This is a genomic window from Devosia subaequoris (assembly GCF_014197055.1).
Classification (GTDB): domain Bacteria; phylum Pseudomonadota; class Alphaproteobacteria; order Rhizobiales; family Devosiaceae; genus Devosia; species Devosia subaequoris.
This window is the reverse complement of record NZ_JACIEW010000001.1, coordinates 751,143-767,958: the sequence shown is the minus strand read 5'-3', so window position 1 is coordinate 767,958 and position 16,816 is coordinate 751,143. Positions and strand designations below refer to the sequence as shown.

The 16,816-nt window shown below is 61.9% G+C and carries 13 protein-coding genes; 3 read left to right on the top strand and 10 right to left on the bottom strand.

The annotated features are described in order from the left end of the window. Positions 1–27: 27 nt before the first annotated feature. The 10 genes from cysG to GGR20_RS03590 all read right to left on the bottom strand — a co-directional run bounded on the left by cysG (position 28) and on the right by GGR20_RS03590 (position 14,588). A complete protein-coding gene (gene cysG / locus GGR20_RS03635; protein ID WP_183309835.1) occupies positions 28–1,476 on the bottom strand; it encodes a siroheme synthase CysG in 1,449 nt (482 codons plus the stop codon). Further along, positions 1,448–4,072 (bottom strand): nitrate reductase, encoded by a 2,625-nt coding sequence (locus GGR20_RS03630; protein WP_183309834.1) that lies wholly within the window; start codon positions 4,070–4,072, stop codon positions 1,448–1,450. The genes cysG and GGR20_RS03630 overlap by 29 nt, the downstream gene beginning before the upstream one ends. A gap of 2 nt (positions 4,073–4,074) precedes the next feature. Continuing rightward, positions 4,075–4,410: a nitrite reductase small subunit NirD gene (gene nirD, locus GGR20_RS03625; protein ID WP_183309833.1), complete on the bottom strand. Its 336-nt coding sequence runs from the start codon at positions 4,408–4,410 to the stop codon at positions 4,075–4,077. Between the two features lie 5 nt (positions 4,411–4,415). After that, entirely contained in the window at positions 4,416–6,860 is a 2,445-nt protein-coding gene (nirB, locus tag GGR20_RS03620; RefSeq protein WP_183309832.1) for a nitrite reductase large subunit NirB, read from the bottom strand. Between the two features lie 302 nt (positions 6,861–7,162). After that, complete coding sequence (locus GGR20_RS03615; protein ID WP_183309831.1) at positions 7,163–8,911, bottom strand: ABC transporter ATP-binding protein; 1,749 nt, start codon at positions 8,909–8,911, stop codon at positions 7,163–7,165. A gap of 9 nt (positions 8,912–8,920) precedes the next feature. Beyond that, positions 8,921–9,994 carry an ABC transporter permease gene (locus GGR20_RS03610; RefSeq protein ID WP_183309830.1) on the bottom strand — a complete coding sequence of 358 codons (1,074 nt, stop codon included), beginning with the start codon at positions 9,992–9,994 and terminating at the stop codon, positions 8,921–8,923. 50 nt (positions 9,995–10,044) lie between these two features. Next, a complete protein-coding gene (locus GGR20_RS03605) occupies positions 10,045–11,457 on the bottom strand; it encodes a CmpA/NrtA family ABC transporter substrate-binding protein (RefSeq protein WP_210283042.1) in 1,413 nt (470 codons plus the stop codon). Positions 11,458–11,813: 356 nt separating this feature from the next. After that, positions 11,814–13,022, bottom strand: coding sequence for a CmpA/NrtA family ABC transporter substrate-binding protein (locus tag GGR20_RS03600; RefSeq protein ID WP_183309828.1), 1,209 nt, complete (start codon positions 13,020–13,022; stop codon positions 11,814–11,816). Between the two features lie 10 nt (positions 13,023–13,032). Further along, positions 13,033–13,623, bottom strand: coding sequence for an ANTAR domain-containing response regulator (locus GGR20_RS03595; protein ID WP_183309827.1), 591 nt, complete (start codon positions 13,621–13,623; stop codon positions 13,033–13,035). Between the two features lie 104 nt (positions 13,624–13,727). Continuing rightward, the gene (locus tag GGR20_RS03590) at positions 13,728–14,588 is read right to left on the bottom strand and encodes an NAD-dependent epimerase/dehydratase family protein (RefSeq protein ID WP_183309826.1); all 861 of its coding nucleotides are present in this window, start codon (positions 14,586–14,588) and stop codon (positions 13,728–13,730) included. A 234-nt stretch (positions 14,589–14,822) separates the two neighbouring features. Between GGR20_RS03590 and GGR20_RS03585 the strand changes: the two genes are divergently transcribed. The 3 genes from GGR20_RS03585 to GGR20_RS03575 all read left to right on the top strand — a co-directional run bounded on the left by GGR20_RS03585 (position 14,823) and on the right by GGR20_RS03575 (position 16,814). Then, positions 14,823–15,257: a hypothetical protein gene (locus tag GGR20_RS03585; RefSeq protein ID WP_183309825.1), complete on the top strand. Its 435-nt coding sequence runs from the start codon at positions 14,823–14,825 to the stop codon at positions 15,255–15,257. Between the two features lie 113 nt (positions 15,258–15,370). After that, the gene (locus tag GGR20_RS03580; protein ID WP_183309824.1) at positions 15,371–15,709 is read left to right on the top strand and encodes an SH3 domain-containing protein; all 339 of its coding nucleotides are present in this window, start codon (positions 15,371–15,373) and stop codon (positions 15,707–15,709) included. 103 nt (positions 15,710–15,812) lie between these two features. Further along, on the top strand, positions 15,813–16,814 hold the full coding sequence (locus GGR20_RS03575; RefSeq protein WP_183309823.1) for an asparaginase: 1,002 nt from the start codon (positions 15,813–15,815) through the stop codon (positions 16,812–16,814). Positions 16,815–16,816 lie beyond the last annotated feature (2 nt).

The following is a 16,816-nucleotide window of genomic DNA, read 5'->3' as shown; positions in this document are numbered from 1 at the left end:
GAAGGCAAAGTGCACTTTCTTGGTTAATCAAGAGTGTATTATCCCAATACTGTCAGTGTATTGGGATAAATTCCAAGGGTCTGAAGTGACGTGCGCGCGCTTCATGGAGAGAGCATCCCCCACCGCAAAGATTGTCGGCGCCGAAAGGGGAAAAGCCTCCACCGCGTTGACGGCCTCGCCAATCGTTCCGCGCCAGATTTGTTCGTCAGCACGCCCCAGGCTCCCCGCGATGATCGCCGGCGTTTCAAGGCTCATGCCCCTGGCGGAAAGCTCGGTGACAATGCCGGGCAGGGTGCGACGGCTCATATAATAGACCGAAGTAGTGGCGGGATCGGCCAGTGCCGCCCAGTTCAGCGTATCGGGCAAAACACCCTTTCGCGAATGCCCGGTTACGAAGCGCACCGACTGAGCATGATCGCGATGGGTCAGCGAGACGCCCAGCCGGCTGGCAAGCGCCAGCCCCGCCGAAATGCCCGGAACCACGGACACGCCAACGCCGTGGCGTTCCAGCATTTCGATCTCCTCACCCGCGCGGCCGAAGATCATCGGGTCGCCGGATTTGAGGCGCACCACGTGCTTGCCCTGTCGCGCGAGGCTCAGCATCATCGCGTTGATCTCGTCCTGGGCGCAACTTTCGCGTTGGGCCCGCTTGCCCACCAGCATGCGCTTGGCCTCGCGGCGGGCCAGTTCGAGCACCTCGGATGAGACCAGATCGTCGAATAGGATCACATCGGCCGATTGCAGCGCTCGCACGGCCTTGATGGTCAAGAGCTCGGCATCGCCCGGCCCAGCGCCAACAAGCGTCACTCGACCGGCGGCTGAGGCGGCGGGAAGATTGATGTTTTCGTCACTGGCGTCGGGTGCACGACTGCCAAACGCCCGGTCGGCCAGACGCTCCCAGAAGGCGCGGCGCTGCGGCCCGGCGGCCAACTGATCCATAACTTTTCCGCGCAGCTTCGCGGCCAACAGCGCCCATTGCGTCAATGTCTGCGGCAGCAGTGTTTCGATCCGGCGGCGCACGGCCTGCCCGAGTATGGGCGCTGCACCGGCAGTGGAGATGCCGACCACGACCGGGGACCGGTTGACGATGGCCCCGAACTGGAACTGGCAGAATTCGGGCCGGTCGATGACGTTGTACGGAACCGCAAGGGCCTTGGCGGCGGCGATGAAGGCATGGGCTTCCGCGTCATCCTCAATATCGGCAATGGCGAGGGCGGCACCTTCGAGATCGTCAGGGGTCCAGGGGCGGGGGTGGAGGATGATGGAGGTTGACGCAAGAGCCGACAGCTCCTCACAAACCTCCTCCGCATAAACATCCACCTGCGCCCCGGCTGCTGCCAGCAGTTCGGTCTTCCAGGCGGCCGGCTCACCGCCGCCGATGACCACGACCCGCTTGCCGCGCAGGTCGAAGAAGACGGGCAGAACGGCGAGCTCTGCTATGCGCTTGTTACTCTGCTGCGATGAGACGGTTTGCATCGACAATCCCCCTGATTTCGGCGCGGCAGGAGCCGCAATTGGTGCCGGCGCGGGTGAGGGCGCCAACCGCTTCGACACTGGTGCAGCCGTGGCGGGTTACCGCCTCGGTGATGGTGTTGATGCCCACGCCCATGCAGGAGCAGACGATCGCACCGCCCTCGGGCCGGTCGGCTCCGGGGCGGCCCGCCAGCACGATCGACGCGGTCAATTCGGTTTCGGAAAGCAGGTCCACCGCCCATTGGCGGGAGACCAGCACCGGATCGGGCGAAGTATAGAGCGCGGCCAAGAGCCGACCGTTCTCGATCAGCACGAAGGCACGGCGCCCAGAGCGTTCGTCGCGGATGGACTGAAATACCGCGTCCGTGCCGAAAGTGTCGGCAAGGAAATCGGACCAGTTCGCCAGCTCCTCGAACAAGGCAATTTCGGCGCGGTAGCCATTATGCGCCGGGGCCATGGCCCAATAGTCGGTGGCAAGCGCTGGTTTCTGCGCCGCAACCACAAAGCCATAGAGCCGCACCCCGACCGGCTCGGCATGAACCTGCGCCATCTTCAGCGCTGGCTGTCCTGAAACCGGATCGGTCTTGCCCGTGACAAGGGCATCGACGCGGCCATTGCTGGCGAACTGATCGGTCCAGTGCATCGGCACGAAAAGCTGGCCCCTCTGCTGCCGGTCGGTGACCAGCGCCCGCACCAAAGCGCTACCATGACCATTGCTCAGTCGCACCAGATTGGCGCGACTGATGCCCATCGCGCTGGCATCAGCAGGGTGGATTTCGACGAAGGGCTCGGCCATGTGCGCAGACAGGCGGGCGGCTTTGCCGGTTCGGGTCATGGTGTGCCAATGGTCGCGCACCCGGCCGGTATTGAGAATGAACGTGCCCGGTGCCGGCGCAAAGGGCGGTGGTGGCTGGATCGGCAGGAAGCGCGCCCTGCCATCGAGGGTGAAGAACTTGCCATCGCCAAACATGCGGGCGGTGGGCTTTGAACGCACCGGCCACTGCACCGGCGTCATGGTTTCGTAGTCGGCGCCGGAAAGGCCGGAAAGATCGAAATCGCGGTTGCCACTGTTCTCGAAGCCCGACAAGGCGACATGCTCGGCAAAGATCTGGCCCGGGCTGAAATAGCTGAAGGCGGCGCCATGGCCGAGCCGCTTGGCCACCTCCTTGATGATCCACCAGTCCGGCCGGGCCTCGCCGGGCAGGGGCAGGAAGGGACGTTGGCGCGAAATGCGGCGCTCCGAATTGCTTACCGTGCCGTCCTTTTCGCCCCAGCCGGCGGCGGGCAGGCGCACATGGGCCAGCTCCATGGTGTCGGTATGCCGGTTCATGTCTGACACAACAACGAAGGGGCAGGCCTTGAGCGCGTCGCGCACAATATCGGCCTCGGGCATGGAATCCACCGGATTGGTGGCCATGATCCACACCGCCTTGATCTCGCCCCGCGCCATGGCGGCGAACAGGTCGACTGCCTTGAGGCCCGGACCTTGGGCCACGCTGCCACTGCCCCAGAAGCGAGCGACCCGGTCAATCGCATCGGGCGTGAAGTCCATATGGGCGGCGAGCATATTGGCGAGGCCCCCCACCTCGCGTCCGCCCATGGCGTTGGGCTGGCCGGTGACCGAAAAGGGTCCCATGCCCGGCTTGCCGATCCGCCCGGTGGCCAGGTGGCAATTGATGATGGCGTTGACCTTGTCGCTGCCGGCAGCGGATTGGTTGACACCCTGCGAATAGACGGTAACGACCTTCTTGGTGCGGGCGAAGAGATCGTAGAAACGCGCGATGGACAGCGGTGAAAGTCCCGTCGCTTCCGCGACCCCAGCAATGTCCCAGTCCTCGGCGGTGAGCAGTGCCGCTTCGTAGCCGGAAGTATAGGCACTCACATAGTCGCTGTCGGTGATGCCCTGTTGGTCCAGATGGGCCAGCAGCCCGACGAACAAGGCGCTGTCGCCATCGGGCGCGATCGGCAGGTGTATTTCGGCAATGTCGGCGGAAACGGTGCGGCGCGGATCGATCAGCACGATCTTCATGTCCGGGCGCGCGGTGCGGGCGGCAACAATGCGCTGATAGAGTACCGGGTGGCACCAGCTCAGGTTTGAGCCGACCAGCACGATAAGATCGGCCTGTTCGAGGTCCTCGTAATTTCCCGGCACGGTGTCGGAGCCAAAAGCGCGCTTGTGGCCGGCCACCGAGGAGGCCATGCAGAGCCGCGAATTGGTGTCGATGTTGGCCGAGCCGACAAAGCCTTTCATCAGCTTGTTGGCCACGTAATAGTCCTCGGTGAGGAGTTGGCCAGAGCCGTAAATGGCAACCGAACTGGGGCCATGTTCGCTGATGGTCTGCTTGAAGCGGTTGGCTACCTCGTCAAATGCTTGGTCCCAGGTGACTCTTTTGTCAGCGATTTCCGGATGCAGCAGGCGCCCATCGAGTGACAGGGTTTCGCCCAGCGCCGACCCTTTCGAGCACAGGCGCCCGAAATTGGCCGGGTGGTCCGGGTCGCCGGCAATGGTCACGTGGCCGTCCGGCTGTGGAGTGGCGAGCACGCCGCAGCCGACACCGCAATAGGGGCAGGTGGTGCGAACCGTATTATGCTCCACCATGCCTACTCCGCCGCCATCTGCATCAGCACATCCGGGGCAATGTAGATGACGCCCCCATCGACCTTGACCGGGTAGGTTTGCACATGGCCCTCGTCGGCGCCCTGCGCTTCGCCGGTGGCGAGGTCAAAAACCCAGTTGTGCAGCGGGCAGGTCACCGATGCACCATGCACGATGCCCTCCGAGAGCGGGCCGCCCTTGTGCGGGCAGCGGTTCTCGATGGCATAGACTTGGTCTTCGGCGGTGCGAAAGACAGCGATCTTGCCTGAAGGGGTATTGACGCAGCGAGCACCGCGCGGGGGGATGGCAGTCACACTGCCCAATTCGATCCATTCGGTCATGGCGATCACTCCGCTGCCACCGGAAGCCCGAATTCGGCCATGGCGGCGAATTCATGGGCGTCCTTGCCATTGACGCGTTCTTCCCAGGGGTCGACCTGGGCGAATTGCTGGGCATAAACGAAGCGGTCGTAATAGAGCTTGCGCTTGTCGAGGTCGTCGACCACCGCAGCCTTGATGCTGTCATTGCCGACGCGCTTGGCCCATTTGTAGATGCGCTCGAGATAGTGCCCCTGCTCGCGATAGAGCTGGGTGAGGGCCACGATGATCTCCAGCGCCTCGTCCTCGGTATCGGCATGGCAGAGCAATTCTGTGCCCTTGATGTCGAGGCCCGCAGCCCCTGCGAATTGGATGTCGTAGCCCGAATCCACGCAGATCACGCCGATATCCTTGCAGGTGGCTTCCGCGCAGTTGCGTGGGCAGCCTGAGACCGCGAGCTTGACCTTGGCCGGGGTCCAGGCGCCCCACATGAACTTTTCAAGCCGCACGCCTAGGCCGGTCGAATCCTGGGTGCCAAAGCGGCACCAGTCCGAACCGACGCAGGTTTTGACCGTGCGCAGCCCCTTGGCATAGGCGGCGCCCGATACCATGCCGGCGGCGTTGAGATCGGCCCAGACGCCGGGCAGGTCTTCCTTCTTGACGCCGAGCAGGTCGATACGCTGCCCGCCGGTGACTTTCACTGCGGGGATGGCGAACTTGTCGGCCACATCGGCAATGGCGCGCAATTCCTTGGGGTTGGTCATGCCGCCCCACATGCGCGGCACCACCGAATACGTGCCATCCTTCTGGATATTGGCGTGCACGCGTTCATTGATGAATCGGGACTGGTTATCGTCCTCATATTCACCTGGCCATTCGGCCACCAGATAGTAGTTGAGGGCCGGGCGGCACTTGGCGCAGCCGCAACTGGTCTTCCACTCCAATTCCTGCATGATCGCGGGAATGGATTTGAGTTCTTTGGCCACGATCAGGCGACGGACGGTGCCGTGGTCATGTTCGGTGCAGGGACACATCGGTTTGACGGCAGCCGGGTTGTAGCTGTCGCCCAGAGTGATGGCCATGAGCTTTTCGACCAGATGGGTGCACGAGCCACACGAGGCCGAGGCCTTGGTATGGGCGCGCACGCCATCGAGATCGGTCAGGCCCTTGGATGCGATCGTGCCGGTGATCGCAGATTTACAGACACCGTTGCAGCCGCAGATTTCTGCATCATCCGGCAAGGCTGCAACGGCCGCCATAGGGTCCAGCGCGGCTCCCCCCTGGTAGGCCTGACCAAAGATAAGTGTGGCGCGCATGTCCCGCGTATCGGTGCCCTTGCGGATCATGTCGAAGAACCAGGGGCCGTCTGCGGTTTCACCGTAGAGCACGGCGCCGATAACGCGATCCTCCTTGAGCACAATGCGCTTGTAGATGCCTGAATTGGCATCTCGCAGCACGATCTCCTCGCGGTCCTCGGCATCGGCGAAATCGCCGGCCGAATAGACCGAAACGCCGGTCACCTTGAGTTGGGTCGCGGTCTGCACCGGGCGGAAGGCAGCGTCGACCTTGGCCAGCGTCTTGGCGAGGATTTTGGCCTGGTCATAGAGCGGGGCAACCAGGCCATAGACGATCTTTTCGTGCTCGACGCATTCGCCCAGCGCCAGCACATCGGGGTCCGAGGTGACCATCTGGTCATTGACCACGATGCCGCGCTCGACATGCAGGCCCGCATCGACCGCGATGCGCGTCTCGGGGCGGATGCCGACGGCCATCACCACGATATCGGCGCCATAAACGGTGCCATCTTCCAGCGCTACGGCCTCGACCCGCTCTTCACCGAGAATGGCCTTGGTCTGCGCCTTGCAGTGTACCTTGATGCCGCGGGCTTCCAGATCGCGCTGCAGGAGATAGCCGGCAGCCGGATCAAGCTGTCGTTCCATCACATGGCCCATCAGGTGCAGCACCACCACTTCCATGCCGCGGGCATTCAGCGCGGCAGCGGCCTCGAGGCCCAGCAGGCCCCCGCCAATCACCACGGCTTTGGAGCCAGTGCGCTTGGAGACCTCGACCATACGGTTGACGTCATCGAGATCGCGGAAGGCCATCACGCCGGGCAGATCCTTGCCGGGCAGGGGAATGATAAAGGGTGCCGAGCCGGTGGCGACGATCAGCTTGTCATAAGGCGTTTCCCCGCCCGCCGAGATGACCACCTTGCGAGCTCGATCGATACCGGTGACGGTTTCGCCGAACCGGGTTTGCACGCCGTGCTCCCGATACCACTCAGCGTCATGGGTGATGATCTGCTCATATGCCTTCTCTCCGGCCAGGACCGGGGAGAGCATCAGCCGATTGTAATTGCCACGCGGCTCGGCGCCGAACAGCGTGACGTCGAACCGGCCCGGGGCTTCCTCGAAAATGTGTTCCAGGGCGCGGCCAGAAGCCATCCCTGCACCTATGACAACCAGTTTTTCCATCCGCTTGGGGCTCCAATCTGGAAAACAAAAAAGACCGCCAACCGACGCGCCGACGATCCGCATGGGATCACGTCGCACCTGTTGGCGGCCTTGCCTGTTGACGCCCAACCTTGGACGTCGGTTATGTCGAAGAGCGTCTTGGGAGGAGCTCTGTCGGGTACGATGTTGCAGGAACCGTGCCAAACTGTTTTGGCATATTTATCCTGCGTTGACAGCGACTTGCATATTCTCTGTTACGTGGCTGCCGGACGCAAAGGTTATGAATTGTGCAGTGCGTCCGGCGGTGGGCGAAAAAGAGGCATCTATTCTGCCGCTGCCACACTCTCAATGCGTCGCGCTCTCTTGGCGCGGATGCGGTCCAGCGTTTGCTGATCCGGATTGGCGCCCCCCTCATAGGCTTCGAGGAAATCGAGCAGTTCTTCGCGATAGCCGTAGTAGTCCTTGTGGGCCAGCAGTGCCTTGCGGGAACGGGGGCGCGGCAGGTCCACCTCCATGACATTGCCGATCCTTGCATTGGGTCCGTTCGACATCATCACCACCCGGTCGGCCAGCAGAATGGCTTCGTCGACGTCATGGGTGACACAAATGGCGGTCACCTGGGTGCGCGCCCAGACATCCATCAGCACGTCCTGCAATTCCCAACGGGTGATGCTGTCGAGCATGCCGAAGGGCTCGTCGAGCAGCAGCAGCTTGGGCGACAGGGCAAAGGCCCGCGCAATACCCACGCGCTGCTTCATGCCATTTGAGAGCTCAGAAGCGGGGCGGTGCATGGCGTCACCCAGCCCGACCCGGTTAAGGTAATATTCGACCACGTCGCGCCGCTCTGCCGGGCCGGCAGTGGGGTAAACGCGATCAACGCCCAGGGCGACGTTTTCACGCGCGGTCAGCCAGGGCATCAGGGACGGAGCCTGAAACACCACGGCCCGCTCGGGACCGGCCCCGACAACGCCCTTGCCATCAAGCACGATATTGCCGGCGGAAATTTCGTTCAGTCCCGCGACCATCGACAGCACGGTGGACTTGCCGCAGCCCGAATGCCCGATCAGGGTGATAAATTCGCCCTTCTTCATCTGGAAGTCGAAGCCATCCACTACGGTCAGCGGCCCCTTGGGCGTGGGATAGACCTTGGAGACTGCGTCAAAACGCAGATAGTCGTCCTGCATGCCGGATGCAGCAGCCGCATTGGTATACGCGCTGGGCAGGCGAGCCGATTTGCCGCGGGCAATGGGCGTGACATTGGGCAGGACATAGTCGGCTTCGCCCGACGGGTTGCGGCTGGCGCCGACATCCATGAGATATTCGGTGATCTCGCGCCGCAGGGTAATGAAGCGATTATCGCCATTGAGCTCGGCCCGGTCGCGCGGCCGCTCAATATCGACCTTGAAATGCGGACCAAGCGTTGCGCCGGGGCCGGGCGTCAACGGGATCACCCGGTCAGCCAGGAGAATGGCCTCATCCACATCATTGGTGATGAGGATTATGGTCTTCTTCTCGGCCTCGGAAATCTGCGCGAACTCGTCCTGCAGCTTGGACCGCGTGAGCGCGTCGAGGGCCGAGAGGGGTTCGTCGAGCAACAGGATTTCAGGTTGCATGGCCAGCGCCCGGGCAACGGCAACGCGCTGGCGCATGCCGCCGGACAACTCGGCCGGCCGCCGGTCTGCGGCGTGGCCCAATCCGACCATTTCCACATAGTGTTTGCGCAGGGCGAGTTTTTCGGCGCGCGACTTGGTTTTGTGCACGGCATTGACCGCCAGATCGATATTCCCGGAAACGCTCAGCCAGGGCATCAGCGAATAGGATTGAAAGACGACGCCGCGCTCGGGGCCGGGGCCGTCGATCTCCTTGCCGCGATAGATGACGCCGCCCATATCAGGCTCTGACAGGCCCGCCATCATCGAGATAAGGGTGGTCTTGCCTGCCCCGGAGAAACCGAGAATGGCAACGAATTCGCCATCCTCGACGTCCAGATTGATGTCCTTGAGGATATCGACGCGCTTGGCGCCTTCGCCAAAATGCTTGGATATGCCGGAGAGCTGGAGAATGGGAGCCATGCTTCGGTCCTATCGCTTGCCGGAGAAGGTGAAGGCGGTCTGTAGGGTGAACATCACCCGGTCGAGCAGGAAGCCGATAATGCCGATGGTGAGCACGGCCACGATGATGCGGGCCAGCGAGGAGGACGAGCCGTTCTGGAATTCATCCCAGACGAATTTCCCCAGCCCCGGGTTCTGCGCCAGCATCTCCGCGGCGATCAGCACCATCCAGCCAACACCAAGCGACAGACGCAGCCCTGTGAAGATCAACGGCAGGGCCGAGGGCAGCACCAGCTTGGTGATGGTGGTGGGCGTCGAAAGCTGCAGCACCTTGCCCACATTGACGAGGTCCTTGTCGATGGAGGCCACCCCCAAAGCGGTATTGATGAGCGTGGGCCAAAGCGAGCAGAGGGTCACGGTGACCGCCGAGATCACCAGCGCCTTGGGAAAGGCGTCGCTGGCGTCCACATAGAGGGCCGACACCACCATGGTCACGATGGGCAGCCAGGCCAACGGCGAGACCGGCTTGAACAATTGCACCAGCGGATTGAGCGCGCCGTTAAATGGCTTGCTGAGCCCCGAGGCAATACCAAGCGGCACGGCGATGATTGTGGCGATCAGAAAGCCCAGGCCGACGGTTTTGAGCGAAGTCACGATCTGGTCGAGATAGGTTGGCTTGCCGGTATAGCCGCGCCATTTGACATCGTCCTGGCGGCCCGCCGCGACCAGTTCGTCGTTGCGCACCTCCTGGCGTTCATAAAAGGCCGCTTCTTTTTCGCGTTCAGACAAGTGATCCTGCCAGAGCGCTCCGGTCTGTTCCCAGACCTGGGCTGGGCCGGGGATGGCGCCGAGCGAGGTCTGCACTTGTGGCGCCAGCACTGCCCAGGCGAGCAGGAAGGCACCAATGCCGAGCAGGGGAAAGAGCAGGCTGTCGCGCAATTCTCCCATCTGCTCGCGCGGATCGTCGCCAGCGGCAATTTTCAGCAGCGGCACGAGCCAGCCCAGGCCCAATGCGCTGAGCCAGGCGGCGGAACGGTTGATGGCAGTAAACAGCTTCTGCCGTTGGTGGCCACTGGTGGCGGGGGCTTCGCTTGCAAGGGTCATAATGCAGTCCTCAGGGCTGAGGGTGGCCGCCGCGCAGCCACCCGAGCATGTCAGTTGGCGGCAGCGACAACTTCGGCGCCGACGACGCTGTCGCCGGTTTTCAGGCCAATCGGAAGGCTGTCGATATAGGCGTTGGGTTGGGTGCCGTCATAGGTGACGCCGTCGATGAACTCGGCTGTCGGCTCACGATAGCCGGTGCTGTCCCAGGGGAAGTCGGCTTCCTCGACCAAGCCCTCTTCGACCAGCAGCCGCGCGGCTTCGAGATAGATGTCCGGCTTGTAGACCGACTTGGCGACCTCGTCGTACCAGCTTTCCGGCATGTCCTCGGCCACCTGACCCCAGCGGCGCATCTGGGTCAGGTACCAGACGGCGTCGGAATAATAGGGGTAGGTGGCAAAGTAGCGGTAGAACACGTTGAAGTCGGGGACGTCGCGCACGTCGCCGGCTTCAAACTCAAACGTGCCGGTCATCGATGCGGCGATAACCTCGGCGTCGGCACCGACATATTCGGAGCGTGACAGGATTTCGACCGCTTCGGCGCGGTTGGCGTTGTCATCCTCGTCGAGCCATTTGGCGGCGCGGATCAGCGCCTTGGTGATCGCCAGCGTGGTGTTTGGATTGGTTTCAGCGAATTCGGCGGTAATGCCAAAGACCTTTTCGGGATTGTTCTTCCAGATCTCGTAGTCGGTGATGACCGGCACCCCGATCTTCTTGAACACGGCCGCCTGGTTCCAGGGCTCGCCTACCGCATAGCCGTCAATAGTGCCGGCCTCCAGTGTCGAGGGCATCTGCGGCGGCGGGGTTACGGACAGATAGGCGTCGGCCGCAATCTGCCCCGAAACATCTTCGGGCGAGTAATAGCCTGGACTGATGCCGCCGGCGGCCAGCCAGTAGCGCAATTCGTAATTGTGGGTGGAAACAGGGAACACCATGCCCAGGTTGAAGGGGCGGCCCTCGATGTCGAAGTCTTCGATGACCGGCTTGAGCGCGGCAGCGGAGATGGGATGCACCGGCTTGCCGTCCGCATCCATCTCCAGATGCGGTTTCATCAACTCCCATACGGCATTGGAGACGGTGATGCCGTTACCATTAAGGTCCATGGAGAAGGGGGTGACGATATGGGCTTCGGTGCCATAGCCAATTGTGGCCGCCAGCGGCTGACCGGCGAGCATATGGGCGCCATCGAGCGAGCCGGTGATGACACCATCGAGCAGGACCTTCCAGTTGGCCTGCGGCTCCAGGGTCACATAGAGCCCTTCATCCTCGAAATAGCCAAGCTCATAGGCGATAGCGAGCGGCGCCATGTCGGTGAGCTTGATGAAGCCAAATTTCAGTTCGTCCTTTTCGACGTCGAGCATGGCGGCGCTACCAACCGTGCTGCTGAGCAAACCCAGGGCAAGGCCGGCAAGCAGCGAGTTGAGGCGGCGGCGTGGCGGCGTGGGGCAGGTAGTCGCAGTCATCATCGTCTCCGTGTTGTGTCGACACCCAGCGGCCTTGCGAGAGCTCCAAACGAAAATACCGCCAACTGGACACGCGCTCCGATCAGGTGATCGGACGCTTGCCAGTTGGCGGCTTTGCCATTGGAGCGCCCGTCATCGGACGCCGATATGTTATGAGCCGTCTTGGGAGGAGCTCATCCGCTCAACACATTGCACGAAGCGTGCCAATTGAGCCGCTTCGGTGAAAGAACAATTAGATCAATGAATTGGAGAAAATAGACAGTCTCGACCACGCCGAGGAAAATGCCCGTTGCGTCGGCATGCGGTCGAGGTGGTGTTCATTTCTTGTGCAGAAAAAATCGCGTGCGCATGAAATAGGCTTAATCGGCCGCCTGCGTGCGGATGTAGGATTCGATCGCGTCGGGGTCGAAAATCTGGCCATCGAAGAACAGATTGGGTCCCAATTCGAGCGTGCCGCCGGTCGCGGGCGTGGCATGCTTATCCGCCTGGTCGCCATCGATGCGCATGTCTTGGGCGGGCACGGCGACGCCGAGCGGCGCCAGCGCGGCGCGATAGAGATCGGGCCGGAAAGTGTTGGCGGCGATGGCTGCGCTGGCTGTGCTAAATCCGACTTCACCCCAGCGCACCATCTGGCTGTAGTACCACAGGCCATGGCTCTTCCAGGGAAAGTTGGCGGCCCCGGCATGCGGCACGTAGAAATCCGGGATGCTCACCTGCTGCGCCCCACCATCGATCTGGCCGGTAAGGGCGCGCGAGACAATCTCCACCGGCTGGTTGAGATAGGCTGGTCCCGCCATGATCTCGGCCGCCCGCAAATGGTTTGCGCTGTCCTGGCACCATTGGCCGGCGCGATAAACTGCGCGAATTGTGGCGGCCACGAGGTCCGGATTTGCATCGGCCCAGTCCGAACGCATGCCGATGGCCTTGTCGGGGCTCCACTGCCAGATCGATGATTTTGTCGTGGCCATGCGCGCGCCGAACCTGGCGACGCCGACGCTGTTCCAGGGTTCGCCCACGCAGTAGCCGTCAAGGCTCCCGGCGCCCAGCGCTTCCGGCAGAAGCGGCGGCGGCAGTACGACGATTTCAACATCCCTGTCCGGCACGATGCCGCTGGCGGCAAGCCAATAGCGCAGCTCGTAATTATGCGAGGAGGTCTGGTGCACCACGCCAAAGCGCAGTTTTCGTCCTTTGGAGCGAACCACTTGCGCCAGTGCTTTCCCGGCTGGCCCGGCGCCAAGATCGCCCGGCGCACCTGCGTCCTCCATGCGTGCCCAAAGATCCGCGCTGACGGTTATGGCATTGTTGCCCAGGCCGGTCATTACCGGCGCGATCATCGGGGTCGCAATGGGGGTCAGGCCCAGATTGGCAGCAATCGGCATCGGCGCCAGTACCAACGCAATATCGAAATGCCCCAGCGCTGTCCGGTCCCGGATATTGGCCCAGGAGGATTCGCGGGTCAGGCCCAGCGTAAAGCCTTCCTCCTCAGCAATGCCCAGTTCATGCGCCAGCACCAGCAGGGCGCTGTCGAGCAGGGGGAGAAAGCCGGCGGTAAGATGGGGGAGGGACATGGCTGCGCTCCTATGGCCCAAGCAGATTGGCGGCGGTAATCAGGCTTTGGGCAATGTCGATCAACCGGCGGTTCTGGTTCATGGCGGTCTTGCGCAGCAGCGCATAGGCCTCGGGTTCGGAGAGGCCCCTGGTCTTCATCAAGATGCCCTTGGCCTGGTCGACGATCTTGCGCTCCTCAAGCGCGCTGCGCGCCTCCTCCAATTCGCGGCTGAGTCGGGAAAAGGCGTTGAAGCGAGAGATCGCCATGTCGAGGATCGGCTTGACGCGTTCTTTCTTGAGGCCATCCACCACATAGGCGGAGACCCCCGCCTCGACCGCCTTCTCGATCATGGTGCCATCCGAGCGGTCGACGAACATGGCGATGGGGCGTTGGATGGCGCGGCTGAGCGAGAAGAAATGTTCCAGCGTGTCGCGCTTGGGGTTTTCTAGATCGATGAAGACCACATCGGGCGTGGTCTGCGAGATGGTGCGCCCTACCTCGTTGACGTCATGGATCACTGCCACGCGCGCATAGCCAGCCTCACGCAGACCTTCCTCGATAATCGAGGCGCGGATGCGGTTCTCGTCAATGATCAGAATAGACAGGTCGGGGCTCGGCATCTTGCGCACTTATGCCTTTGATGAAAAAAAGCACAAGTGCACAAAATGCACATTTCCGATGCATTATTGCTTGATGTGGTGCTGACGCCCGCCCGACCGGACGGCTACTTCACTTCGTTGCGCCAGCTATATTGCGGCGAATAGCCTAGCATGCGCTTGGCCTTCTCGATCGAGAGCAGCGTGCCATTGGTGGTAATATTCCCCTTTTGCTCGACCTCGGGGAATACCTCGGCCAGCAGGGACATATTGGACCGAGACATCACCGAATCCGCATTGGCGATGATGAACGCCTCGAACCCCTTGAACTCGGCCTGGATCGCCCGCCGCACCGCCTGGGCACCGTCCCGCGCATCGATATAGGCCCACAGGTTCCATTTGCGCTTACGCGGTTCGCTGTCGAAGCTCGGGAAGGCCTTGTAGTCCTCCGGATACATCACATTGGAGAACCTGAGCCCCACCATGCGCAATTCCGGATCCCAGCGACAGAACTGGGCCGCCATGGTTTCGTCGAGCAGCTTGCCCAGCGAATAGGCGCTTTCAGGGCGCGGGAAATATTCCTCGTCCACTGGCGCATAGGGCGGCGGATTGTCGAACGGCAGGCCGAGTACGGTCTCGCTCGATGCGAACACCACATTTTTGATTCCAGCCAGCCGGCAGGACTCGAACACATTGTAGCTCGAGGTGACATTGTTGGTCAGCGTGCGCGCATTGGCTGACAGGCCAGGTGCCGGAATGGCGGCCAGATGCACCACCGCATCGAACGGCCCGCCCCGTTCATCCACGCCCCCCAAAATGGCGCTCGACACCTCGCCGAAATTGCTCAGATCCACCCGCACACTGGGGCAGATCGGCTCGGGCAGGGCCTGCTGGTCGAGGTTGAGGACGTCATAGCCATGCTCCACCAGATCGCGCAGCACCGCCCGTCCAAGCTTGCCGCTACCGCCAGTCACCAGAACCTTGGTCATTAGAACCTCCTCTTTTTCCACGCGAATTCTCCGCGTTCCGGGTTCGCCAACCTATTGCGGAACGCCTGTTCTGCCAACCGTTCGGGTGTGGTTTCAACGCGTTAACGAATGATGAACGACACTCTCAGCGCCGGTTCAAGCCCGAGCGCTCATAACTGTCTCCAAGGTCGGTGCGCAGCATCGACAGGCGGACCACCTAATTGGCCGCTTCACCAAGAATCGAGGAGACACCAAATGTTCAAACTCACCGCACTCGCCCTGCTTGCAGGTCTCGTTACGACTTCTGCCGTGCTGCCCAGCTACGCGCAGATGGCCAAGGCGCCAACCCGGCCCAACTATCCCAGCTATTCCGGTTCGGGCCCCGATCACAATTGTGAGGACGAAATCGGTCATCTGCGCTCGGTTAACGCCTTCGACATCCAGGGCATCCGGAACCAGAAGATCTTTCTCTATCCGATCTGCGAAGATCCCACCGTTCCCGGCAAGAACAATTACGGCACGCTGTTTCTCGATGGCAATGTGAACACCTTGCGCGAGCCCATTGCCCGCAATGCGACGCTGATGAACGCGCTCGCGGCCAGGGGCTACGACCACAATGACGTGGTTTCACTGCGCTTCGCCGGCGGCAACAGCATCTATCTCTATGTCCACCAGCGGGACCTGAACTGACCACTTCATCGCCCCGGCTCCAGGATGAACGCAAGCTGAATACACCCATCAGCAATGGTTCAAAGGCCTGGGGCCAGGGTATCTCCAACATCAAGTTTCGGAGGGCACACGAAATGAACAAGGCACAGGAAAAGGTTCTCGTCGCCGCATTGTGCGGTCTGATCGTCACCGCAGCGGCCGGGGTTGCCGTACAGCCCGCCATGGCCGCCGGCTATCCTGTCGATACGCTCGGTCAGGTCACTGGCGTCGCCCATTGGGACAGGCTCAATGTCCGCAAATGGCCGGCCAGCTATTCGCAGAAGGTGGGAAGTTTTGCGCCGGGCCTGCATGTCTGGGTCGAGCGCTGCATCGAGGTCGAGAACAGCTCTGACTGGTGTCTTGTCGAACGCGGCGACACCAAGGGCTGGGTCAATTCGCGCTATCTCGTTCCGGTCGAGAACTGGGACATCTGACCTCTCGTCCAGGTTGGTCTTGTTGGACCAGCAACCCATGCATGTTGACTTTTCCGGTCCTCGGTTGTTCGTGGTAGCCAATCAGGACCGGAGTTTTTTTGTCATGGAAGCCAACCCGATTCTCGCCGAGGCCGTGCGCGGCAATTGGGTTGAAAACCGGCATCGCGGTGCCTTTGTCATCGTTGATGCTGACGGGCAGGTGATTGCCTCGGCCGGCGATATCGAGCGGCCTATCTTCCCTCGATCCGCTATAAAATCCATGCAGGCCTTGGCCATTTTTGATCGGCACGCCGTTGATCGCTTTCACCATTCGCCCGAAGAACTGGCGCTGGCCTGCGCTTCGCATCATGGCGAGGACGAGCATGTGAGCCATGTGAACCAGTTTCTCGAGCGCATGGGGCTTTCCGAGTGCGATCTGGAATGCGGTGCTCACATGCCGACCAATGCCAGGGCGCGTCAGGCTCTTAGAGCGGCCGCCACCGAGCCAAGTGCCCTGCACAATAATTGCTCGGGCAAGCATTCTGGTATGCTCAGCGTCGCGCTGGCCATGGGCGTGCCGACAGAGGGCTATGTCGACCGCGAGCATGACGTACAAAGAGCCGTGCGGGCAGCGGTAGAATATGTGATCGGCGAGGAACTGACCGAAGACCGTTGCGGTACAGATGGTTGCTCCATTCCCACCTGGGCCGCTCCGCTGCACGCCTGGGCCTGCGGCTTTGCCCGTATGTCGACAGGCGAAGGCCTCGATGGCGAGCATGCCAAAGGAGCCCAGGCCCTCTTCGATGCGGCCACCAGCCACCCTCATTTGGTTGCGGGCACCGGCCACCTCGACACGCTGGTCATGGAAGCCTTCATGGGTCGTGTCATGCAGAAAGGCGGTGCAGAAGGGGTGCAATGCGGCGCTATCCGGGACAAGGGCTGGGGCTATGCCCTTAAGTGCGATGACGGCAACATGGTCGCCAGCCACACCATGGTCGCTGCCTTGCTGCTGAAATTCGCCGATCCGGACGCCAACCAGAAGGCCGTACTGGAACAGTTCGCCCGTCAGCCGATCAAGAACGTGCGGGGCACTGTGGTCGGTGAGATGCGGGCGGTGGGGATTTAGCC